We start from the raw sequence: 22594 nt of genomic DNA, 5'->3' as shown, positions 1-22594 counted from the left end.
ATGCATCTTGCGACGCTGCTTGCAGCGCTTGCAGGTTCCGCTGTCGCCGTCGCTGAGTCCCAGGCCGCCTCTCGCATATGCCGGCAGCTCGAAGCTGAACTCGCCACCGCCCGCGGTGGTGGCGGAGGCCCCGGCATCGTGCGCAGATATGACGACGCGATCGCCAGGCAGCGCGAGCAGCTTGCCAAGGCCCGCGGCCGGGCAAGCGACGCCGGTTGCGGCTTCACGCTGTTTTCGCGCAATGTCAGCCAATGCGCGGCGATCAACGCCTCGATTGAGCGCATGAACGCCAATCTGGACACCTTGCAGGCCAAGCGCGAGCGGCTGGCCGCCGGCGGCACGCGGCGCGACCGCAGCCGCATCCTGGCGGCGCTCGATGCCAATGGCTGCCGCGACGACGAGATCGCGCCGCGCCGCGCGCCGCTTCGGGAGGCGGCCCGCGACAATGGCGGCGGCAATCTGTTCGAGCAGCTTTTCGGCCGCCAGGACCAGCAGCTCGAAACACCCGACACCCCCGATATGCCGGGCTCGGCGGACGTGCCGCCCGATGATCCGAGCGTGCGCAACATCCGCCGCGTCATCAACCAGCCGGACGGCATGGACCTGCCCCGGCTGGGCGGCGAGTTCCATACGATGTGCGTGCGCACCTGCGACGGCTATTTCTTCCCGATGTCGAATGCCGCTTCCATCGGCGACTTCGAGCGCGACCAGAAGAATTGCGAGTCGAGCTGCCCAGGTACCGAGATGCAGGTCTTCTATTCGCGCGGAATGGACGACGACTCTGGCTCGATGACCTCGTCGGCGACAGGTCAACCCTATAGCGAGCTGCCGACCGCCTATCTCTACAAACAGGCCAATTATTCGCGCCCGCCCACCTGCGGCTGCAACGCGCAGGCCGGCAATTTCACGATCATCGGCGGCAACCCGCCCGATCCCGAACAGTCGCAGCCGAACGGCGGGGCAGCGCCTTTCATTCCGAAGCCGGCGGTCAAACCCGATCCGGGCGCCGATCCGGAAACACTCGCCAATGCCGAAGGCAGGCTTGACCAGGACGCGATCAGGCGGCTGATCACCAAGGTGCCGGTGTCGCCGGTCTCGGCGCTGCCGCCCGATCAGCGCAAAGTCAGGGTCGTCGGGCCAGCGTTCCTTCCCGACCCATCAGCGGCAATAGATCTGAAAGCTCCGGCCCCGAAGTCCGCCCGGTAAGGGCCAACCTCAGCGGCATGAACAACGGCTTGCCCTTGCGGCCGGTGGCTTCCTTGATCTTGCCGGTCCAGTCCTTCCACACCGTGCCGTTCCACGGCTCATCGGGGAGAACGTCGAACGCCTGATTGAGGAAGTCACGGTCCTCGCCGGAAAATTCCGCCGGTTCCTGCGGACCCTCGCTCAGGATACGCCACCACGCGACGGCGTCCGACAGGCGGTCGAGATTGCCGCGCACCGCAATCCAGAACGGCTCGGCCTTGTCGCCGGAAATCCCCAGCACCATCAGCCGGTCGCGCGCTTCCTCGAACGACATGCGATGCATCAGCGTGCGGTTGAGCACGAAGAGCTCGTCCGGGTCGAATTTGGAGGCGGACCTGGACGTCGCCGCCGGATCGAAATGGCCGGCAAGCTCGCTGAGATCATGCGCGGCGGTGACATTTTCCGACGTGCCGACGAGCACCGCCAGCGAAGCGACGGCCATCGGCTCGATGCCGTCCTCGCGCAGGCTTTCGATCGACAGCGCGCCGGTGCGCTTCGACAGCCCCTCGCCCGACACGGTGGTGAGCAAGTTGTGGTGGCCGAAGACCGGCGGCTCGGCGCCCAGCGCCTTGAAGATGGCGATCTGCACGCCGGTGTTGGTGACATGGTCGTCGCCGCGGATGACATGGCTGACACCCATCTCGATGTCGTCGACCACCGAGGGCAGCGTGTAGAGATAGGTGCCGTCCTCGCGCACCAGGACAGGATCCGACAGCGAGGCGAGGTCGACCGTCTCCTCGCCGCGGACCAGGTCGTTCCAGCGCACCTCGGTGCGCTCGGGCTGCAGCGGGTCGTTGGTGTAGTTGGGCAGCAGGAAGCGCCAATGCGGCCGGCGGCCATCCGACTGGTATTCGGCCACCTGCTCCGGCGTCAGCATCAGCGCCTCGCGGCCATAGACCGGCGGCAGGCCGCGCGTGCGGCGCACCTTGCGGCGCAGGTCAAGCTCCTCCGGCGTCTCGTAGCAGGCATAAAGCACCCGCGCCGCCTTCAGCCGCTCGACCGCCGCGTCATAAATCTCGAAGCGGCGCGACTGGTATTCGGTGACATCCGGGAAGATGCCCAGCCAATGCAGGTCGTAAAGAATGGAATCGGCATATTCCTGCGTCGAGCGGGCAATGTCGGTGTCGTCGAAGCGCTGGATGAAACGGCCCTTGTTGTTCAAGGCGAAAAGCCAGTTGAACAGCGCGGTGCGCGCATTGCCGATATGGATGCGGCCGGTCGGCGATGGGGCAAAACGTACGGTAACTGTCATGAGCGGGGCGTAGCGGATGCTTTTGGTGTTGACAAGGCGCGCCCCCGCGCGAACGCAACAGATAGTGCAAGCCAGCTAAAATGAAAAGCCATCGGCCCGACACGGCTGCCCGCCTGGCCGGTCACCGCGTCAAGTGCCTGCAAAGCCGGGCTTCTTATGTCCCCGTTATCCACATATGTGACACACAAGATGTTGGGGTCATAAAAGCTACGCAAACGAATCCTTGACGGGTCGGAACGAGTCGCTTTTTATAGGCCATGCGCTCCTGTAGCGGGCGCGACCGGAGAGTTCTGAGGCCGGTCTTTTTTCCCGGATTTTGTGCGTTTTGCCCGGATTTCCGCCTGTTCACGAGGCCGGCGGAAGCGTTGGGATCGTTAGGGCTTGGGTGGGCGAAAGGGAGAATTGTCGGCCTGGAAAAAATGATCTGTTAACACTATATTTAGTGTTTGCAGGCAGGCTCGACGCTAGATAGTGTGAACCTCCCTCTACGGAGGGAATCGACAAAAGTTTCAGTTCGAGGGACCCGCGGGTCGGCCGGCAACCTGGGTAAGCGCCTGGAAAGGCGTTTGCTTGTCTGCATGGTGGCGCCCGCGACCAGGAGAGTGTCGGCGTCGCCCGCGATGCCGGCAAACGGCGGACTGCGCTTTTCGCCATGTGGGGCAGCAATCCCTTGGGAAAGGCGCTATATATAGACACAAAGGAACGGGACCAATGCGCATCGAGCGTCGTTTCACCAAGCCAGATCAGTCCGCCTATGCGGAGATCGAATTCCGCAAGGCTTTGTCGGAGATCAAGAATCCCGACGGCTCGGTGGTGTTCCGCCTGGACAATATCGATGTGCCGGCGCAGTTCAGCCAGGTTGCGGCTGATATCCTGGCCCAAAAGTATTTCCGCAAGGCCGGCGTGCCGGCGCGCCTGAAGAAGGTCGAGGAGAACGACGTTCCCTCCTTCCTGTGGCGTTCGGTCGCCGACGAGGCCGAGCTCGCCAAGCTGCCCGAGGCCGAGCGCTATGGTTCGGAAACCGATGCCCGCCAGGTTTTCGATCGCCTCGCCGGCACATGGACCTACTGGGGATACAAGGGCGGCTACTTCAAGTCCGAGGATGACGCGCGCGCCTTCCGCGACGAGCTCGCCTATATGCTCGCCACCCAGCGCGTCGCGCCGAACTCGCCGCAATGGTTCAACACCGGCCTGCACTGGGCCTATGGCATTGACGGCCCGAGCCAGGGCCACTTCTATGTCGACCCCTTTACCGGCAAGCTGACCAAGTCGAAGTCCTCCTACGAGCATCCGCAGCCGCATGCCTGCTTCATTCAGGGCGTGCAGGACGACCTCGTCAACGAGGGCGGCATCATGGACCTGTGGGTGCGTGAAGCGCGCCTGTTCAAATACGGCTCCGGCACCGGCTCGAACTTCTCGATGCTGCGCGGTGAGGGCGAAAAACTTTCCGGCGGCGGCCGCTCGTCCGGCCTGATGAGCTTCCTCAAGATCGGCGACCGCGCGGCGGGCGCCATCAAGTCGGGCGGCACGACGCGCCGCGCGGCGAAAATGGTCATCGTCGACGCCGACCACCCGGACATCGAGGACTTCATCGACTGGAAGGTCAATGAGGAGCAGAAGGTCGCCTCGCTGGTGACCGGCTCCAAGATCGTCAAGAAGCATCTCGAAGCCATCATGAAGGCTTGCGTCAATTGCGAAGGCCATGACGACGCCTGCTTCGACCCGGCGCTGAATACCGCGCTGAAGCGCGAGATCAAGGCGGCCAAGAAGGACTCCGTGCCGGAGAACTACATCTACCGCGTCATCCAGTTCGCCCGCCAGGGCTACACCTCGATGTCGTTCAAGACCTACGACACCGACTGGGATTCGGACGCCTATCTCACCGTCTCCGGCCAGAACTCCAACAATTCGGTGTCGCTGAAGGACAACTTCCTGCGCGCCGTCGAGGCCGATGGCGACTGGCAGCTCACCGCCCGCAAGGACGGCAAGGTGCTGAAGACGCTGAAGGCGCGCGACCTTTGGGAAAAGATCGGCTATGCCGCCTGGGCTTCCGCCGATCCGGGCCTGCACTTCAACACGACGATGAACGACTGGCACACCTGCGCCTCCGCCGGTGCGATCCGGGCTTCCAACCCGTGCTCGGAATACATGTTCCTCGACGACACGGCCTGCAACCTCGCCTCGATCAACCTTTTGCCCTACCGCCGCGAAGACGGCACGATCGACATCGCCGCTTACGAGCATACCGTTCGGCTGTGGACCGTCGTGCTCGAAATCTCGGTGATGATGGCGCAGTTCCCGTCCAAGGAGATCGCCAAGCTCTCCTACGACTACCGCACGCTCGGCCTCGGCTACGCCAATATCGGCGGCCTGCTGATGACCTCGGGCATTCCTTACGACTCCGACGAGGGCCGCGCCATCTGCGCCGCGCTCACCGCCATCATGACCGGCGTCGCCTACTCGACCTCGGCCGAAATGGCCGCCGAGCTCGGCGCCTTCCCGGACTATGACCGCAACGCCCAGAACATGCTGCGCGTCATGCGCAATCACCGCCGCGCCGCTTACGGCGACAAGGACGGCTACGAGAAGCTCGCCGTCAACCCGGTGCCGCTGGTCGTCTCCGACCTGAAGCAGCAGGCGCTGGCCGAGCATGCCCGCGCCGCCTGGGACCGCGCCATCGAGCTCGGCGAGGAACATGGCTACCGCAATGCGCAGGCAACCGTCATCGCGCCGACCGGCACGATCGGCCTCGTCATGGATTGCGACACAACCGGTATCGAGCCCGACTTCGCGCTGGTGAAGTTCAAGAAGCTCGCCGGCGGCGGCTATTTCAAGATCATCAACCGCGCCGTGCCGGAAGCGCTGCGCACGCTGGGCTATTCCGAAAGCCAGATCGCCGAGATAGAGGCCTATGCGGTCGGCCACGGCAATCTCAACCAGGCGCCCGGTATCAACCCCTCCTCGCTGAAGGCCAAGGGTTTTAGCGACGAGAAGATCGCGGCGCTGAATGCGGCGCTGAAATCGGCCTTCGACATCAAGTTCGTGTTCAATCAGTGGACGCTCGGCGCCGACTGGGTGAAGGAGACGCTCGGCTTCACCGACGAGCAGCTCGGCGACATCTCCTTCGAGATGCTGCCGGCTCTCGGCTTCTCGAAGAAGGACATCGACGCAGCCAACATCCATGTCTGCGGTGCGATGACCTTGGAAGGCGCGCCCTTCCTCAAGGCCGAGCACCTGCCGGTGTTCGACTGCGCCAGCCCCTGCGGCAAGATCGGCAAGCGCTCGCTCTCGATCAACAGCCACATCCTGATGATGGCGGCAGCGCAGCCCTTCATCTCGGGCGCCATCTCCAAGACCATCAACATGCCGAACGAGGCGACAGTCGAGGACGCCAAGAACGCCTACATGCTGTCCTGGAAGCTGGCGCTGAAGGCCAACGCGCTTTATCGCGACGGCTCGAAACTGTCGCAGCCGCTCAATGCCTCGCTGCTCGTCGATGACGACGAGGACGAGGACGAGGCGGTCGAGCAGCTGATCGCGGCGCCCGCCGCGCAGCGCGCCGTGCAGGTGACGGAAAAGATCGTCGAGCGCGTCATCGAGCGGCTCTACCGCGACCGCGAGAAACTGCCGAACCGCCGCAAGGGCTACACCCAGAAGGCCGTCGTCGGCGGCCACAAGGTGTATCTCCGGACGGGCGAATTCGACGACGGCCGCCTGGGCGAGATCTTCATCGACATGCACAAGGAGGGCGCCGCATTCCGCGCGATGATGAACAACTTCGCCATCGCCATCTCGCTCGGCCTGCAATACGGCGTGCCGCTCGATGAATATGTCGAGGCCTTCACCTTCACCAAGTTCGAGCCGGCCGGCATGGTGCAGGGCAACGACGCGATCAAGAACGCGACGTCGATCCTCGACTATGTGTTCCGTGAGCTCGCCGTCTCCTATCTCGGCCGCCACGACCTCGCCCATGTCGACCAGTCGGACTTCGACAAGACCGCGCTCGGCCGCGGCATCACCGAAGGCAAGGCGACGCCCTTCTCCAAGGGCCTCTATCGCGGCGCCTCGCCGGTGAAGCTGGTGTCCGCTGCGGGTTCTGACCCGAAGGGTTTCGGCGGCTCTGGGCCGTCGACCGCCCCTGCCCGCGCGGCACCCACCGCCTTCTCAGGCTCGAACGTGCTGGCGCTGAAGCCGGCGAGCGACGAGGCCATCGCCTACAAGCGCGACTATGAGGAGCGCGCCAGGGAACTGGCCGAGGATATGGTGGAAGAAGAAGCCGAGGCCGCCGGCGGCGCCGAGGCCCTGTTCACCGACGCTGCCGCCAATGAGGCGGCCGAGGCGAAGAAGCTCGCCGCGACAAGGCGCCAGCAATCGCTTCTCCAGGGCTACACCGGCAACGAATGCTCGGAGTGCCACAACTTCACCATGGTGCGGAACGGCACCTGCGAGAAGTGCGACACTTGTGGAAGCACGAGCGGGTGCAGCTGAAAAGCTTCGCGAAATTCCTTCTACGGCTAATTAGTCCCGCGCTCAGGGCGCAGGACTTTCATTGGAAATGGACTCGACGCGATATCAGATCTTTTTCAAGCTCAAGGCTTCAGATTGGAGAACGAGCGACGAATGGTTATGCAGACTTTGCTGGAGTTGGATTGCATTCCATCCAGTATGGAGTTCTGCTTCGGACGAAGACACTTTTGAATCTATCACACTGTTATCGACGGTCGCGACGGGTAAGCCGGTGCTTGGTTCCTGATTAACCGGCCTTGCTACGCAAGCGTTGCCGGAACTGGCAAAGCCTTTTCGTTCGCCAGTTCACTGAGCCGCAGCCAAGTCGCACGGTCGACCAGCACGCCAGTTTCGGACCGTCGCATTTTTTCAAGTTTTTCGGGATCGCCCGGCGCCATAACTTGGCCGCCGGCGACGCTCTCACAAGCACGAAGCTTAGTGACGAGACTTGAAGCGACTTCCAGCAGCGGTGCCATACCGCGAAAGCGTGCTCCGTCCAGCACCAAGAAAAAGTGACCTAATGGGCTGGGCTGGCCCCTGCTGACATCATTTAAAGCCGGCAAGGTAACGGCTGCAGCGCTGCCCGTGAACATCGTGCATAGCAACTCAACCATTGTTGCCAGTCCGGCGCCTTTGTATCCATATTCGACCCCTCCCAGCGGTAGTAGGGATACCGCACGATGCGGATCGGTCGTCATCCGCCCCTCTTGATCAACCGCGACGTCCTCTGGCAATTGAGTGCCGGTATCGCGCCTGAGGTATATCCGGTTGAGAGGGATAGAGCTTGTCGCCATGTCCAGCAGCACGGGTTCTTCGCGTTCAAGCGGAACCGCGAAGGCAATCGGATTCGTTCCATGGAAAGGCTCTCGTCCGGAATGCGCGACAACACCTGGACCGGATTGCGTGAAACCGAAGGTTACGAAACCCTGGGACGCACCATGGAGAGCGTATGTCCCTGTGGCGCCATGGTGTGACGTGCGGTGGACGGCAACGGCTCCAATACCGGTCTCTTTCGCGAGCACGATCGCTTCATTAACCGCGCGGTAGCTAGCGACATGACCGAACCCACCGTCTGCATCCACAACGCCCAAGCCTGGCGCGACTTTCGAGTATTTGATATTGGCGGACGTATTCAGTCGCCCACCCTTGATCCACTGAACATAAAGCGGGAGGAGACGCACACCGTGGGTATCAACACCGCGAAGCGATGCTTCCGACAGTGCCCGGGCACAGGCCGCGGCAGCGGACTCCGAAGCACCATGGCTTTGCAAAACAAGGCTGCAGAATGCCTCTAAGGCTGCGTGACGAATTTGGACATTTTCGAAGGTTTCCATATTACAAACCCAGTCTTTGTTCCAGTCATCGTCGGCGATCAAACAGATTTCAGCAAAGATAAGCGGCGAACAACGGACGGCGCCGTCGCCGATCGCACGGATGAAACCGTCGGCCCACCAACGGAGCCTACTATATGTGAACGGAAATAGCGCAATGCTTTATGCTGTGATCATCGAAAAAGCCGGAAATAACTTTTCCGCATATGTGCCCGACCTGCCAGGCTGCATCGCTACCGGAGCGACGGTAGCTGAAGTGGAAACCGAAATCCGTGATGCGATCCGCTTCCACATCGAAAGTCTGCGTGCCGACGGACTGGGTGTGCCGAAAGGCGTCAGCCTGGCCGAGTATGTAGAGGCATAGCTGCCGCCAGCCACGCCGACCCTGGGTAAGGCCTCGCTGCCAAACGCACCCATTGACCGACAATGATCGACCACATCACCATCGAAGTGAACGACCTCGAGAAGAGCAAGCTCTTCTACGAAAAGGCCTTTTCGCCGTTGGGATATCGCCTGTCCTTCGGCAAGGAAGGCGTGTTCTGGGCCTTCGATGTCGGCAATGGCTGCCTGTTCGAGATCCAGAGCACGGGCGAGAAGCCGCCGCTCACCCATCTGCATGTCGCCTTCCGGGTGAAGAGCAAGACGGAGGTGGATGCGTTCTACCGCTCGGCGCTCGAAGCGGGCGCGGCGGACAATGGCGCGCCCGGGCCGCGTCCGGATTATGCGGAGCATTACTACGCCTGCTTCGTGCTCGACCCCGATGGTTATAATATCGAGGCGATGATCAACGGGGGGGTAGGTGGCGGCAAAACCTCCGCTTCGTCATTCCAGGGCGGAGCAAGGAGCGAAGCGACGCGCGCAGACCCTGGAATCCATTCCGTGACTCTGAAGCGTTGCAGCGGGTTCAGAATTCTGCACCGTTGCGCGCTGCGATAAGGGTCACGGCATGGATTCTCGGGTCAAGCCCGAGAATGACGAACGCGGAGGACGCGCGCCCTCTCCTTCTCCCCTTGTGGGAGAAGGTGGATCGGCGCGACAGCGCCGAGACGGATGAGGGGTGTTCCAGCGGAGTGAGACGCTGGCGATCATGCTGCAGCGCCCCAAGCCGGCAAAGGTTTCCGTCAAGCTGGAGCACCCCTCATCCGTCGCCTTCGGCGACACCTTCTCCCACAAGGGGAGAAGGGAAAGAGCCCTCAATCCGCGTCGGCTATCATCTGCCCGCCGCCCAGCCAGGCGCGCCATTGGCGCTCGTCGCCATGGAAGACGTTGAGGTCGATGCGGCCGCTGACGCCATGCGACAGGCCGGAGCCGGAATACTGCCAGAACAGCCATCTGCGGCCCGGATAAACCTTTGACGGGTGCGCCGCCACCGCGCGCAGCCAGAATGGGTAGTCCTGGAAGGCGCCGCGCAGGTTGTCGCGATAGAAGTCGGGGCTGGTGTAGATGATGGGCCGCTGACCGTAGTGGCGCTCCAGCCTGTCCATGAACACCTGCATTTTTTCCAGCACCTTTTCACGCGAAGGCCGCCGCTTGCAGGAGGACTCGCCGTTCCACTCGACGTCGATGACCGGCGGCAGCGCGCCGTCGACCTTCGGCACGTTGCGGATGAACCAGTCGGCCTGCTCGCCGGCGGTGCGGCACCAGTAGAAGAAATGATAGGCGCCGCGCTTCAGCCCGGCGGCATCGGCGTTGCGCCAGTTCTTCATGAACATCGGGTCGAGATGGTCGCCGCCGTCGGTCGCCTTGATATAGGCGAAATTGGCGCCCTGGGCGCGTAGCTTCTGCCAGTTGATGTTGCCCTGCCAGCGCGAGACGTCGACGCCGTGAACGGCAAGGTGGCGCGGCGAGGAACGGCCGAAATTGATCGGCTTGGCGTCGCGGAACGCATAGCGGGTGACCGGACCGGCGAGCATGGCGGGCGCAGCGCGCGACAGTCGCTTCGGCGGCGAGACTAGCGCTGCCTCCTGCACCGGCGGCTCGACGCTGTCCGGCAGATCGGCCGCCGGGAAGTTCACCGTCTCCTCCTCGGCAAGGCCGAAGGGGCGCGAATTCTCGTCGTCGGGGATGGCATTGTTTTCGTCGAGCAACGGCGCCGGCGGCTTGATGCGCGCGGCGCCCGACATCGATGCGGTCTCGACGGTTCTTTCGGTGACGGCTGTCCTCGCGCCCTTCGACACCGGCGAGCTCGGCCGCACGACCGAGCTCGTCGTCTCGTTGGACGGCATCTGCAAGGCATCGACGCCCGACGTGGACGAGCAGCCGGCAAGGCAAAGCGATGCGAGCACGAAACTGACGACGCCAAAAATCCGCATCTTGACCTGTACGCAAAACAAAACAGACCGAAGGCAGGGACAGCGCCGCCGGAAACGCCATTCCTAATGAGAAATTACCAACAAAGTTTGAATCAAAATTTACTTTTGGCGCGAGCGGATGATTCGGGATGGTGCCGAGGCGAGCTTCTTGGCTAGCGCCTGAACACGCCGATCATCGGCCCCAGATTCCAGAAATCGTCGTTGCGGCCGATGCCGGGCGCATAGAGGCTCGAGATCGAGCCATCGAGGAAGAGCGCGTTCGGGCAGCCGAGCCGGTCGCGGAACAGCCGCGCGAATTCGTGGAAAGTAACGACATCGTTCGAGATCGCGAAGACCGCGACCCCGTCGGCGCGCACGCCGACGCCATCGCGGATCTTGCGCGAGGTGCCGTCGTAACGGAATTTCGGATGCAGCTTGCCGTCGATGACCAGCATCGGCCCGGACTGCGTGGCATAGTCGACACGCGGCGGGCGCTTCAGGTAATCCTTGGTCGCGCGAACGCCGGCACTGCCGGCGCTGAGATAGAAGATGCCGTTGGGCTGCATGGAGAAATTGCCGGTGCCCGATCCCGTCTTCGCGGGCGTGACCTGCTCGCCGCGCTCGACATAGAGCCCGACCGGCGCGAGGTTCGGATGATACATGCCGGCATTGATGCCGAAGAGCATGGTGCGCCCCGTCGCCTGCTGCGCGCTGCGCAGATTGTGCAGCGATCGGTAGAGATCGCCGTCCTTGTTCTTCCAGAACAGCTCGATGGAAAAATGCTTGGGATCGGCCTCGCAGACCAGATAGGTCGCGTTCTCAAAAACCTGATTGCGGCACGGCGGCAGCACCGCCAGCCATTGGCCGAGGCCCATGCCGGCGCCAATTGCCGCCGGCGCCGCCGATTTCACCAGCGTCGCCAGCAACGGCACGGATTGCAGCAGAGTCACCAGATCCATCAGCGCACCCGGGCGTCGGCGTCGATATAGCGGAGTGGGCCGAGACCTCTACACAAGCCAGCCGGTCGCGACGCCGATCAGCAGCACCACGCCGAGCAGGCCGCGATAGATGACGAACGGCCAGGCGGAGAAGCGCTCGAGCACGCGCATCAGCCCCCAAATCGCGAAGAAAGCCGAGATCGAGGCGACGACAAGGCCGACGGCCAGGATCGACCAGCCATGCGCGTCGAGATGCACCTTGTGCAGTTCATAGAGTTCCTTGAGGCCGGCCAGCGCGATGGCCGGCAGGCCGAGCAGGAAAGAGAGACGCGCCGCCTCTGGCCGGGCGAAGCCCAGTCCCATCGCCGCCGTCAGCGTCGAGCCAGAGCGCGAGACGCCGGGAATAAGCGCGCCGACCTGAGCGACGCCCACCAGCAGCGCGTCGAGGATCGATGCCTGGCGCAGCACGAGCTTATGACTGGCGAAGATCTCGGCGAGCGCCAAAAGGATCGCCATGGCGATACAGGCCCAGCCGATGACGGCCAGCCCCCGCAGCGGCGAATTGCAGGCGTTGAGCACGCCCGAAAGCGCGAGGCCCACAATGACGATCGGGACGGTGGCAAGCACGATGCTGATCGCCAGGCGGAAATGGCGGTCGCCGAAATCGCGGCGCGAGATCGCCGCAACCGAACCGAACAGCACGTCCCTGACATCGCTCCAGAAATAGCTGACCACCGCCGCCAGCGCCGCCAGTTGCATGGCGGCGGAGAAAGCCGAACCGGGGTCCTGCCAGCCGAGAACGGCCGGCACGATGCGCATATGCGCCGTGGACGAAATCGGCAGCAATTCGGTGATGCCTTGCACGATGCCGAGAAATGCCACCTTGGCATAACCCAGGCCGACAAAGCCGGTATCCAGTCCTTGAGTGCAGACGTCGGTCATCCCGGTCCTTTCCCCGTGCCCCAATCATTTTGGGGGCAAAAAGTGAATCGTCATTCGAAAAGCCTGGAGGACAGGCTTAGCCTCACGATAGCGTGATTCCAACTCACGGATTTGTAAGGTGCCGCTAATCTTGCTTGACAATGGCCGCCTCCACATTATCATCCGCTAATCTTACACTGTAAGGCAAATTTGGAGGAGCATCACGATGTCGACAGCCGCCCTCTCGGAACTGCAACCAGCGGTGCCGCCGCAAACGCACGTCCCGGACATCGCGATCGAGGCGGTGTCGCGCGATTTCAGCCGCGCCATCGAACGCGCCGACGTCGCCGCCTGGCTCGACCTCTACGAAGCGGCGCCGGCGGACTTCGCGGCGCGGCACGGGCTTTCGATCGCAAGAGACGGCGACCTTGTGTGGACCACCTGCACGACGATCCCGTTTATCCATTTCAACTGCGTGAAGAATATCGGCGTCGATGGGTCGGCGACGGAAGAACAGGTCGACGCGCTGCTCGCGCACTACCGCGCGGCCGGCGTCATGCGGCCTTGGTTCTATACCAACCCGCATACCGAGCCGTCGCGGCTGAGATGCTGGCTGGAAGCGCGCGGGATGCAGCAGCAAGGCGGCTGGGAGCGCATCTATCGCGACGCGACGTCGCTGCCGGACGAACCGCTTTTCACGGGCGACCCGCTGATCCCGGTTGACGATCTGATGATCGAGGAGGTCACGCCCAGGACAGCTTCGGAGTGGGCATCTTTCATCGATGCCAAATACAGGCTCCCTACCTCGCCCTGGCTGATGGCGCTTGTCGGCCGCAAGGGCTGGCATCATTACATGCTGAAACGCAGGGGCGCGGTCGCCGCCGTGCGCTCGCTCTTCATCTCAGACGGGGCCGCCTGGAGCGGCATCGACGCGCCGGTGCCGGGCATCATGGCGCCGAGCTTCGATCTTGACGCCATGCTTGGCGAAAGGCTGGTCCGCGACGGCATAGCCGCCGGCGCGAAACTGTTTGTCGCCGATATCGAGGCGCCGCGCCCCGACCGCGACGGGCCGGCCTATCGCAACTACGACCGGCTCGGCTTCAAGCTCGCCTATTTGCGTAGCCATTACAGTTACTTGCCCGCGAATTCGAGCTGACCAATTTCGCTGAGCTGCCTCAGCGGTACAACCACTGCTTCAGGCAGCTTCTTGCCACCACATGCGCCGGCGGCACCGAAGCCTGATCGATGCGGGAATCCTCGCTCGCCCTCTTGCGAGCCTTTTCCAGAAGCAGGCGAAGCTCGGCCGGGCGCACGCGGTCGCGCGCCATCACGAGTTGGACCATCGGGTCGTTCAAAAGCTCGTCCAGGGTGTTGATGCTCTCGCTCATCCGTCGCCTCCTCGATGCCTTCCCGCACGGCGCTTAGATAGGCAGCCAATGATGGCCCGCCAATGACGCTTTGCCGGCTATCTCGTGAATCGAAGATGAAATTTTTGTGCAGTTTTTCCTTCTCCCCTTGTGGGAGAAGGTGGCCGCGAAGCGGCCGGATGAGGGGTGCTCCAGGGAAAGCCAACGTCTCACTCCGCTGGAACACCCATCTTCCGTCTCGGCGCTACGCGCCGATCCACCTTCTCCCACAAGGGGAAGGAAAAATCCTACGCCGGCGGCGCGCCTTCATATTGCGGCAGGCCATCGTCAAGCACCACCCAGGGCTGCTTCGAGGCGGTCCAGAAATGCATGTCGGGCTTGAACAGCGACGGGTCGTCGAGCGATCCGGAGGTGACGCCGAGAATGCCCCTGGAATCGCGGCGTGAGAACAAAGTCGTGCCGCAAACAGGACAGAAGCCGCGCTTGAGGTCTGGCGTGGAATTGATCGTCGCCACCGGTCCTTCGATGGTCACGTCGTCGATGCGAAACAGAACTCGCGCATTGAAGGCGGCGCCGATCGCTCTCTGGCAGATGCGGCAATGGCAGACGCGTTCGTTGATCGGCTCGGCCTCGGCCCTGTAGCGCACCGCGCCGCAAAGGCATCCGCCCTCATACTTGGTCATGGTAAAGGATCCCGTTCGCGGAATGTCGGGACGCTCTAACCGCCCGTACGGCAGCGTCAATCAAAAAGCATTGATGGAAGGCGATCGCTAACGCTGATGGGCCCGACGCGAACGATAAATCAGTGGCGCTTGGCCTGCACGAGATAGGCGTCGATCGTGGTCTCACCGAGCCATTTCGCGGCTTCGAGCCTATGCAACCCCTCGACCAGGATGTGGCGCTTGCCGTCGTGCCGCACCTGTATCGGCGTCTTCATGCCGTTTTCGAGAATATCCTCGGCGAGACGGCGCACCGTTTCGGGATGCAGCGTCTTGCGGCGTGCCGTCGGCACGTAGATGTCGTCGACCTTGACCTTTTGCACACGCAGCATGTCGGCTCCCTGTGGGAAATCTTGCGCCAGGGTCTGTCGAGATTCAGGTCAGGCCGAGCCGAGAAAGGCGGTTCCCGAGAACCGGAGCGGAGCGTACTTAAAGTACGTGAGCACCGGAAGCGCAGGGAACTGCCATTCGCAGGCCGGTCTCACCTGAATATCGGTAGACCCGAGGATGAAGTAACTCGTTTGCCGGACATCGCCAAGCGCCCCTGGCCCGATGCTTTCCATTTGACGCTTGGCCGGCCAATGGTCTCAATGACGGCCTCGTGATCTCAGGTGTTCCTTGACGCAACTGCCCACCGAATTCCCCGATTTCGGGCTGACGCCCGAGCAGCGCCGCGAGGCGGTGCGCGGCCATTACTTTGAATGGCCGGGCATGGATGGTTCCAGCGGCGAGATCTGGGGCTACAGCGACCGGTTTTCCTATCGTCCGGGCGAGACGGTAACGCTCTTCGTCAGCGCGTCGGTGCCGCAATTCAGCCTTGCCGTCATCCGCGACGGCGACGGCGAAATAAAAGTCTTCGAGGGCGCGGGCCTGTCGGCGCGCTGGCAGGATACGCCCGACCAATGCTCGGTCGAAGGCTGCGGCTGGGAGGCCTCGTTCGAATTCCGCGTCGGAGACGACTGGCCATCCGGCGCCTATCGCGTGACGCTGTCGGCCGAAGGCCGCGACGGCACGCCGACCCATAGCCACCATCTCTTCATCGTCACATCCCTGCCCGGCCGAAAAGCCGGCCGCCTGCTGCAGGTCGCCGCTACCGGCACCTGGCTCGCTTACAACACGTGGGGCGGCTCGAACCACTATCAGGGCATCACCGGCCCGAACCGCGACCAGTACGCGACGACAGTGTCGATTGAGCGCCCCTGGTGCCGCGGCTTCGTGGTGCTGCCCAAGGATGCGCCGCGCGTACCGCTGGAAGTCGCGGTGCCGCCGAAGACCGTGCCGCGTTACCCGCACATGGAATGGGCTTTCGCCACCGGGCATTCGAAGAAATACGCCTCTTCAGGCTGGGCGAGCTATGACAGCCATTTCTTCCGCTTCGCCGAACGCGCCGGCTATCAGGTCGATCTCGCCAGCCAGCACGAATTGCATTTCTCGCCCGAAATCCTCGACGGCTATGACTGTGTCGTCTTCGTCGGCCACGACGAGTACTGGACCTGGGAGATGCGCGACGCCGTCGACACCTATGTCGAGCGCGGCGGACATGCGGCACGCTTCGCCGGCAATTTCATGTGGCAGACGAGGCTGGAGGACGAAGGCCGCCGTCAGGTCTGCTACAAATACAAGGCACGCGCGGAAGATCCCGCCTATCGCGGCGGCGACGTCACCCGCGCCACCAATTCCTGGGAAGCGCCTGAGATCGGCCGTCCAGGCAGCGCCACCTTCGGCCTCAATGCGACGCGAGGCGTCTATGCCGGCTGGGGCGGCTGCGCGCCGCGCGGCGTGCGCGGCTTCCCGGTCTACCGGCCCGAGCACTGGGCCTTCGCTGGCACCGGCATCTATTATGGCGACCTGCTCGGCGCCGACAGCCATGTCTATGGCTATGAGGTCGACGGATTGGATTTCGAGATCCGCGGCGGCCTGCCCTACCCGACCGCGACCAGCGGCGCGCCGGACGGCTTGCAGGTGTTGGCCGTCGGCATGGCGAGCCAGGTCGAGGAAAGCGCCGACGTCCCGATCGAAGACCAGTTCCTCGCCGACGAGGACGGACGCTTCACCGCCGAGACCTTGTTAGGCGAGGCGAACGACGCCAATCTCGACAAGGTCAAGCGCGGCAACGGCATGATCGTCAATTTCCCGCGCGGCAAGGGCGAGGTCTTCCACGCCGGAAGCTGCGAATGGGTCGCCGGCCTGCTAAGGCAGGACGCGATGGTCGAACGCGTGACCAAAAATGTTCTCGACCGCTATCTCGGAAAGTCCTGACATGTCGAAACCGGAAGTCCAGCCCGCAGCAGAGGCCGATGCGCGGCCGCCGTCGCACCTGTTCTATTTGTCCAGCCTGCGCCGGCCGGTCGTCGACCGCGCCGAGGGCATCTATTTGTGGACGAAGGACGGTCGCCGCTTCATCGACGGCTCGAGCGGGCCGATGGTCGCTAATATCGGCCACTCCAACCGCAACGTACTCGACGCCATGAAGCGGCAGATGGACAGGACCACTTTTGCCTACCGGCTGCATTTCGAGAACGAGCCCGCCGAAGAGCTGGCGCGCGCGCTGGCCGGCAAGCTGCCCGAAGGCATGGACCGCATCTTCTTTGTTTCCGGTGGTTCCGAAGCGACCGAATCCTGCATCAAGCTTGCCCGCCAATGGGCGGTCGCCACCGGCCAGCCGAAGCGCTGGAAGGTGATCGCCCGCTTCCCCTCCTATCATGGCGGCACGCTGGGCTCGCTTTCCGTCACCGGCGACGATGCGCTCGCCGAGACCTTCACGCCGATGATGCGGGTGATGCCGACGGTGCCCGCGCCGACCGCCTGGCGCGACCGCGACAACCTTTCGATGGAACAGCGCGGCATCCGCTATGCCGACATGCTGGAGGAAAAGATTGTCGCAGAAGGCCCTGAAAGCGTTTTGGCCTTCATCATGGAGCCGGTCGGCGGTGCTGCGACCGCAGCCCTTGTCGCGCCCGACAGCTACTATCCGCGCATCCGCGAAATCTGCGACCGCTACGGCATTCTTCTGATTCATGACGAAGTGATGAGCGGCGCCGGCAGGACAGGCAAGTTCCTCGGCGGCGATCACTGGAACTGCAGGCCCGACATCGTCGCCCTCTCGAAGGGGCTGGGCTCGGGTTACGCGCCACTCGGCGCCCTCGCCGCGCCGATGCGCCTGGTCGAGCCGCTGCTGGCCTCCGGCGGTTTCCAGCATGGCCACACCTATGCCGGCAATCCGCTCGCCTGCGCCGCCGGCCTCGCCGTGCTCGGCGAGATGGACCGGCTCGATCTCATCGCCAACGCCGCTGCCATGGGTGACGTGCTGATGGCAGAGTTGAAAGGCTTGCAAAAGCGCTTCCCATTCATCGCCGACGTGCGCGGCAAGGGTCTGCTCACCGGCGCCGAAATGGTCGCCGATCCCGAGACTTTGAAGCCCATCGACCCGGCCAGCAAGGCGACGCAGCGCCTGCTCGACCACGCCTATGCGCGCGGCCTGATCATCTACGGCCGCAAGGTCAAGGGCGGCGTCGACGGCGACAATTTCATGGTGGCGCCGCCGATGATCATCACCAGAAACCAGATCGGCGAGATGATTTCCATCATCGGAGATTCGCTGGCGGCTCTGGCGGAGGAACTCGATCTGCCGGTGGAGGGATAGTGGCGTTTTGAGGCAAAGCCAATCTGAGATGCTTGCGATCCTTCGCACCCCCCTCTGGCCTGCCGGCCATCTCCCCCTCAAGGGGGGAGATCAGCTGTGTTTTTCGATTTCGCCAATTTTCAGCGTTGCAGAATCGGCGGCAGCGCCGAAGCTGCTGATCTCCCCCCTTGAGGGGGAGATGGCCGGCAGGCCAGAGGGGGGCGCCTGGGCGCCACGCTCACAGTGAGCAATCCCTCGCAAGCCGTCACCCTCCGCCCTGGCACCATCAACGATGTCGAAATCATCCATGCCGCCCTGCTGCGCCTCGGCACCCATATCGGCGCGCATCAGGAAATCACCTCGACGCCCGAGGATCTGCGCCGCTACGGCTTCGGCGCCAATCCCGCTTTCTCGACCCTGATCGCCGAGATCGACGGCGAGTTCGCCGGGCTTTGCCTGCATTTTCCGATCTTCTCGACCTGGATGGGCCGTCCCGGCGTCTATGTGCAGGACCTTTATGTCGAGGATCGCTTCCGCGGCCGCCGCATCGGCGAAAAACTGCTTAGACGCGTGGCGAAGGAGTGCCGCGCGGCGGGCGGTGGCTATCTGAGGCTGTCCGTCGACACCGACAATGAGACGGCCAAGGCTTTCTACGAAAGACTGGGCATCGGCCGGTCGAGCTACGAGCAGGTGCAGAAAATCGTCGGCGATGCCTTTTTCGCCTTTGCCGATACGCGGGAGGAATGACGATGAAAGCCTTCTATGCCGAGGAGCAGAAACGCCATCATCCCAAGGCTTTCCTCTCCAGCGGGGCACCGCAGCCCAACCCGGAAAAGCCGGAGCGGATCGAACGGTTGTTAGCCGGCGCAAGATCAACCGGCTTGACGATCGAACGTCCAGGCAATCATGGGCTTGGCCCGATCGCCGCGGTGCACACGCCTGAATATCTCGACTTCCTCGAGCACATTTTTGCGCGCTGGCAGCGCATCGAAGGCGCCTCGGCGGAAGTCATCCCGAACATCCACCCGATCGCCCGCAACGGCTCTTATCCAGCCTCTGCTGTCGGCCAGGCCGGCTACCACATGGCCGACACCGCCTGCCCTATTTCGGCCGAGACCTGGAACAGCGCGCTGTGGAGCGCCTGGAGCGCGGTGGAAGCTGCCGAAGCGGTGATGGCCGGCGCGCCTTCAGCCTATGCGCTCTGCCGCCCGCCCGGCCATCATGCCTTCGCCGATGTCGCCGGCGGCTTCTGCTTCATCAACAATTCTGCCGTCGCAGCGCAGGTGCTGCGCAAGAACGCCGCCCGCGTCGCCATCCTCGATGTCGACCTCCACCACGGCAACGGCACGCAAGGGATCTTCTATGCCCGCCCCGACGTGCTGACCGTCTCGCTGCACGCCGATCCGGTGCGCTTCTACCCGTTCTTTTGGGGATATGCAGACGAGCGCGGCGAAGGTCCCGGCCTCGGCTACAATCTCAACTTGCCGCTGCCGCGCAAGTCCGGCGACGCGGCCTTTCTCGGAGCGTTGGCGACGGCCTTCCAGCGCATCCGCGCCTTCGCGCCGGAAGCGCTGGTCGTGGCGCTCGGCCTCGACGCTTTCGAGGGCGATCCGTTCGGCGGCCTGTCGGTGACGACGCCTGGCTTCTCGCGCATCGGCGAAGCGATAGCCGGGCTCGGCCTGCCGACGGTCATTGTCCAGGAAGGCGGCTATCTCTGCGATGCGCTCGGCGACAACCTCACCGCATTCCTCACCGGCTTCGGCGGCAAGCAGGGTTAGAAGCAATTCCAGGAAAGTGTGTAGCGGTTTTCCGTCCGGAATTGCGTAAAACTAAAGGACTACGAACGCTGCTGCCGCAGCATCGCGATCACGCGATGCACGCTCTCCAGCGTCTCGTCGATCTCGGCGGCCGTGTTGTAATGCGCGATGCCGATGCGCACGACGCCCTGCTCGGCGGGTAATCCGAGCTGGTGGACGACCTCCCACGCATAATTGTGGCCTGACCAGACGAAGATGTTCTCGGCATTCATCTGCCGCACGATCGTTTCCGGCGCGATGCCTTCGACGGTGAAGGAAACGGTCGGCACCCGCTCGGCGAGGCGTTCCGGATCGGTGATGCCGTGGATCACCAGGCCCTCGATGTCGGACAGGCCCTCGATCAATTCTCGGGCCAGCGCGTTCTCGTAAGCGATCGAGACCTCGAACGCCTTGGCGATCCGCTGCCGGCGCGACCCGCTCTCGCCGGCGGCAGCGCCGAGATCGGCGAAATAGTCGATTGCCGCCGTCAACCCGGCCATCAGCTCGATCTGCGGCGTGCCAAGCTCGAACCGCTCGGGCAGGACGTTCGACGAGCAGCGGCATTTGTAAGGCTGGAGCGCGTCGATGACGTCGCGGCGGCCCCATAAGATGCCCATATGCGGCCCGAAGAATTTATAGGCCGAGCAGATCAGGAAATCGCAGCCGAGCGCCTGCACGTCGACCAGCCCGTGCGGCGCGAATTGCACGGCATCGACATAAACCAGCGCGCCGGCCTGTTTAGCTGCCGCCGTCAGCGCCTTCACCCGGTTGATCGAGCCGGTGAGATTGGAGGCATAGTTCAGCGCGACAAGCCGCGTCTTTTCCGAAAGCAGTCCCTTGAGCGCCGCCTCCTCCACCTGCCAGCTCCGCTCGTCGAACGGCAGGAAGCGCACGACCAGGCCGAGATCCTCGGCAAGCTGCAGCCAGGGCGAGACATTGCCCTCGTGGTCCATGCGCGTGACGATGATCTCGTCGCCTGGCTGCATCGTGCGGCCGAGGGTGCGCGACATGTGGTAGGTCAGCGTCGTCATATTGGCGCCGATGACGATCTCCTCGACGCTTGCGGCGTTCAGGAAATCAGCCATCGCGGCATGCGCAGCGTCGACCACTTTTTGGGCGGCGACCGTAGTCTCAAAAAAACCGCCCAGATTGGCATTGGTCGTCAGCAGGCAGCGGGCGACTGCGTCGGCCACCGCTCGCGGCACCTGCGTGCCGGCGGGATTGTCTAGATAGATGCGGCGATGGCCTTCGTCAGTCAGAGAAAGCGCCGGAAATCTGCCGCGCACGTCCTCGATCGGAAAGTCTGCCATCGTCTCCACCTCTTTGTTTTCTAAACGATTCCCGCTCAAGGACACGGATTGCCGACACGCTGGTGGATGGCGTCGACCGCCTTCTGCATCTCGTCCGTCCAGGTGACGTCGACCGAGGACAGCGCCGTCTCGAGCTGCGCAACGCTGGTGGCACCGACGATGTTCGCCGTCACAAAGGGCCGACTCGCCACATAGGCGTTGGCGAAAAGCGCCGGCTCCATGCCGAAGGAACGCGCCAGTTCATTGTATTGAAGCAGCACCTCCGCCGCGTTCGGCGTCTCGTAGCGCTGACCGCGGTTGAAGAGCTGCGAGCGCGAGCCCAGCGGTCGCGCCCCATGATCGTATTTTCCGGTGAGATAACCCTGCGCCAGCGGCGAATAGGGAAGAAACGCGATCTCCTCGCGCTCGCAGACTTCGGCAAGGTTCACCTCGAAGGTGCGGTTGACGAGATTATAGGCGTTCTGCAACGAGGCAACGCGCGGACCGGCGCCCTTCTCTGCTTCGAACACAAAACGCATGACGCCCCAGGAGCTTTCGTTCGAGAGGCCGAGATGGCGGATCTTGCCGGCTTTCACCAGCTCATCGAAGACGGCGAGCGTCTCGGCAACCGGTGTCTCGTCTGCGGGCGCGGCTGCGGCATCGGCCCGGCGCGCCACCGCTCCGATCCGCGTCGGATTCGAACCCCACGGAATGTCCCGGTCCGGCCAGTGGATCTGGTAGAGGTCGATATAGTCGGTGCCGAGCTTGGCCAGCGATTTCTCGACCGCGTCGAAGATGTCGGCGCGGACCAGCTTCGACGGACGATCGCCGCGGAACCACGTATTGGCCGTGCGGCCGACCACCTTCGAGGCAAGGATGATCTTGTCGCGGTTGCGGTTGGCCTTCATCCAGCTGCCGATGATCCTCTCGGTTCGCCCTTGCGTCTCCGCCTTGGGCGGGATCGGGTAAAGCTCGGCCGTGTCGATGAAATTCACCCCGCGCGAGAACGCCAGATCCATCTGCGCGTGGCCTTCGGCCTCGGTGTTCTGCTGACCCCAGGTCATCGAACCGAGACAGATTTGCGAAACAAGGAGATCGGTCCGACCGAGGCGGCGTTTATGCATGAAATGTCTCCGACGGGAGGTTGCGCGGACAGCGCGGGGAGGAAGTTCAAGTATAAAGCAAAACGCTTGCGTTTTGCAAAGTCGCCCAGTTTCGAGATTGGCCGAAGCGTCAGTCAGTTCGTCATGTATGGACGGCCCCTTTTGGGCAAGAGGCAAAATGGCGGCAGCGGCGTAAGTCTGGAGCGGTCATGTA

At 63.2% G+C, this 22594-nt stretch carries 18 protein-coding genes and 1 pseudogene; 9 read left to right on the top strand and 10 right to left on the bottom strand.

Annotated features, from left to right (window positions below; all coding sequences use genetic code 11):
• Entirely contained in the window at positions 1 to 1206 is a 1206-nt protein-coding gene (locus FJ425_RS27205) for a DUF2865 domain-containing protein (RefSeq protein ID WP_246678034.1), read from the top strand.
• On the opposite strand, the gene FJ425_RS27200 is transcribed toward FJ425_RS27205, so the two are convergent.
• A complete protein-coding gene (locus tag FJ425_RS27200; RefSeq protein ID WP_140627645.1) occupies positions 1124 to 2497 on the bottom strand; it encodes a glutamate--tRNA ligase in 1374 nt (457 codons plus the stop codon). The genes FJ425_RS27205 and FJ425_RS27200 overlap by 83 nt on opposite strands.
• Positions 2498 to 3208: 711 nt before the next feature.
• Here FJ425_RS27200 and FJ425_RS27195 point away from each other — a divergent pair.
• Entirely contained in the window at positions 3209 to 6985 is a 3777-nt protein-coding gene (locus FJ425_RS27195) for a vitamin B12-dependent ribonucleotide reductase (protein WP_140627643.1), read from the top strand.
• Positions 6986 to 7263: 278 nt separating this feature from the next.
• On the opposite strand, the gene FJ425_RS27190 is transcribed toward FJ425_RS27195, so the two are convergent.
• Positions 7264 to 8379 carry an Ldh family oxidoreductase gene (locus FJ425_RS27190; protein ID WP_140627641.1) on the bottom strand — a complete coding sequence of 372 codons (1116 nt, stop codon included), beginning with the start codon at positions 8377 to 8379 and terminating at the stop codon, positions 7264 to 7266.
• 112 nt (positions 8380 to 8491) lie between these two features.
• On the opposite strand from FJ425_RS27190, the gene FJ425_RS27185 reads away from it, so the two are divergent.
• On the top strand, positions 8492 to 8698 hold the full coding sequence (locus FJ425_RS27185; protein ID WP_140542809.1) for a type II toxin-antitoxin system HicB family antitoxin: 207 nt from the start codon (positions 8492 to 8494) through the stop codon (positions 8696 to 8698).
• A 62-nt stretch (positions 8699 to 8760) separates the two neighbouring features.
• Positions 8761 to 9123: pseudogene (locus FJ425_RS27180) on the top strand (VOC family protein); the annotation flags it as partial.
• 404 nt (positions 9124 to 9527) lie between these two features.
• Here FJ425_RS27180 and FJ425_RS27175 read toward each other — a convergent pair.
• The 3 genes from FJ425_RS27175 to FJ425_RS27165 all read right to left on the bottom strand — a co-directional run bounded on the left by FJ425_RS27175 (position 9528) and on the right by FJ425_RS27165 (position 12505).
• Positions 9528 to 10646, bottom strand: coding sequence for a GH25 family lysozyme (locus tag FJ425_RS27175; protein ID WP_140627631.1), 1119 nt, complete (start codon positions 10644 to 10646; stop codon positions 9528 to 9530).
• 152 nt (positions 10647 to 10798) lie between these two features.
• On the bottom strand, positions 10799 to 11584 hold the full coding sequence (locus FJ425_RS27170; protein ID WP_140627629.1) for a phosphodiester glycosidase family protein: 786 nt from the start codon (positions 11582 to 11584) through the stop codon (positions 10799 to 10801).
• 48 nt (positions 11585 to 11632) lie between these two features.
• Positions 11633 to 12505 carry an undecaprenyl-diphosphate phosphatase gene (locus FJ425_RS27165; protein ID WP_140627627.1) on the bottom strand — a complete coding sequence of 291 codons (873 nt, stop codon included), beginning with the start codon at positions 12503 to 12505 and terminating at the stop codon, positions 11633 to 11635.
• Between the two features lie 205 nt (positions 12506 to 12710).
• On the opposite strand from FJ425_RS27165, the gene FJ425_RS27160 reads away from it, so the two are divergent.
• A complete protein-coding gene (locus tag FJ425_RS27160; RefSeq protein WP_140627625.1) occupies positions 12711 to 13640 on the top strand; it encodes a hypothetical protein in 930 nt (309 codons plus the stop codon).
• Between the two features lie 19 nt (positions 13641 to 13659).
• On the opposite strand, the gene FJ425_RS27155 is transcribed toward FJ425_RS27160, so the two are convergent.
• From FJ425_RS27155 to FJ425_RS27145, 3 genes are all read right to left on the bottom strand, one after another.
• Entirely contained in the window at positions 13660 to 13872 is a 213-nt protein-coding gene (locus FJ425_RS27155) for a hypothetical protein (RefSeq protein WP_140727303.1), read from the bottom strand.
• 266 nt (positions 13873 to 14138) lie between these two features.
• Positions 14139 to 14534, bottom strand: coding sequence for a GFA family protein (locus FJ425_RS27150; RefSeq protein ID WP_140727301.1), 396 nt, complete (start codon positions 14532 to 14534; stop codon positions 14139 to 14141).
• A gap of 119 nt (positions 14535 to 14653) precedes the next feature.
• The gene (locus tag FJ425_RS27145; protein ID WP_140727299.1) at positions 14654 to 14902 is read right to left on the bottom strand and encodes a ParB N-terminal domain-containing protein; all 249 of its coding nucleotides are present in this window, start codon (positions 14900 to 14902) and stop codon (positions 14654 to 14656) included.
• A gap of 286 nt (positions 14903 to 15188) precedes the next feature.
• Between FJ425_RS27145 and FJ425_RS27140 the strand changes: the two genes are divergently transcribed.
• From FJ425_RS27140 to FJ425_RS27120, 4 genes are all read left to right on the top strand, one after another.
• Complete coding sequence (locus tag FJ425_RS27140; protein ID WP_140727297.1) at positions 15189 to 16829, top strand: N,N-dimethylformamidase beta subunit family domain-containing protein; 1641 nt, start codon at positions 15189 to 15191, stop codon at positions 16827 to 16829.
• A 1-nt stretch (position 16830) separates the two neighbouring features.
• Positions 16831 to 18213: an aspartate aminotransferase family protein gene (locus FJ425_RS27135; protein ID WP_140727295.1), complete on the top strand. Its 1383-nt coding sequence runs from the start codon at positions 16831 to 16833 to the stop codon at positions 18211 to 18213.
• A 222-nt stretch (positions 18214 to 18435) separates the two neighbouring features.
• Positions 18436 to 18939: a GNAT family N-acetyltransferase gene (locus FJ425_RS27125; protein WP_140627612.1), complete on the top strand. Its 504-nt coding sequence runs from the start codon at positions 18436 to 18438 to the stop codon at positions 18937 to 18939.
• Positions 18940 to 18941: 2 nt separating this feature from the next.
• Positions 18942 to 19970: a histone deacetylase family protein gene (locus FJ425_RS27120; RefSeq protein WP_140627610.1), complete on the top strand. Its 1029-nt coding sequence runs from the start codon at positions 18942 to 18944 to the stop codon at positions 19968 to 19970.
• A 59-nt stretch (positions 19971 to 20029) separates the two neighbouring features.
• On the opposite strand, the gene FJ425_RS27115 is transcribed toward FJ425_RS27120, so the two are convergent.
• Positions 20030 to 21298, bottom strand: coding sequence for a cysteine desulfurase-like protein (locus FJ425_RS27115; RefSeq protein ID WP_140727293.1), 1269 nt, complete (start codon positions 21296 to 21298; stop codon positions 20030 to 20032).
• Positions 21299 to 21333: 35 nt separating this feature from the next.
• Entirely contained in the window at positions 21334 to 22401 is a 1068-nt protein-coding gene (locus FJ425_RS27110) for an aldo/keto reductase (protein WP_140727291.1), read from the bottom strand.
• Positions 22402 to 22594: the final 193 nt, after the last annotated feature.

Source organism: Mesorhizobium sp. B2-7-2 (assembly GCF_006440775.1).
In the GTDB taxonomy this organism is placed as follows: domain Bacteria; phylum Pseudomonadota; class Alphaproteobacteria; order Rhizobiales; family Rhizobiaceae; genus Mesorhizobium.
This window is presented reverse-complemented; position numbering and strand designations above follow the sequence as displayed.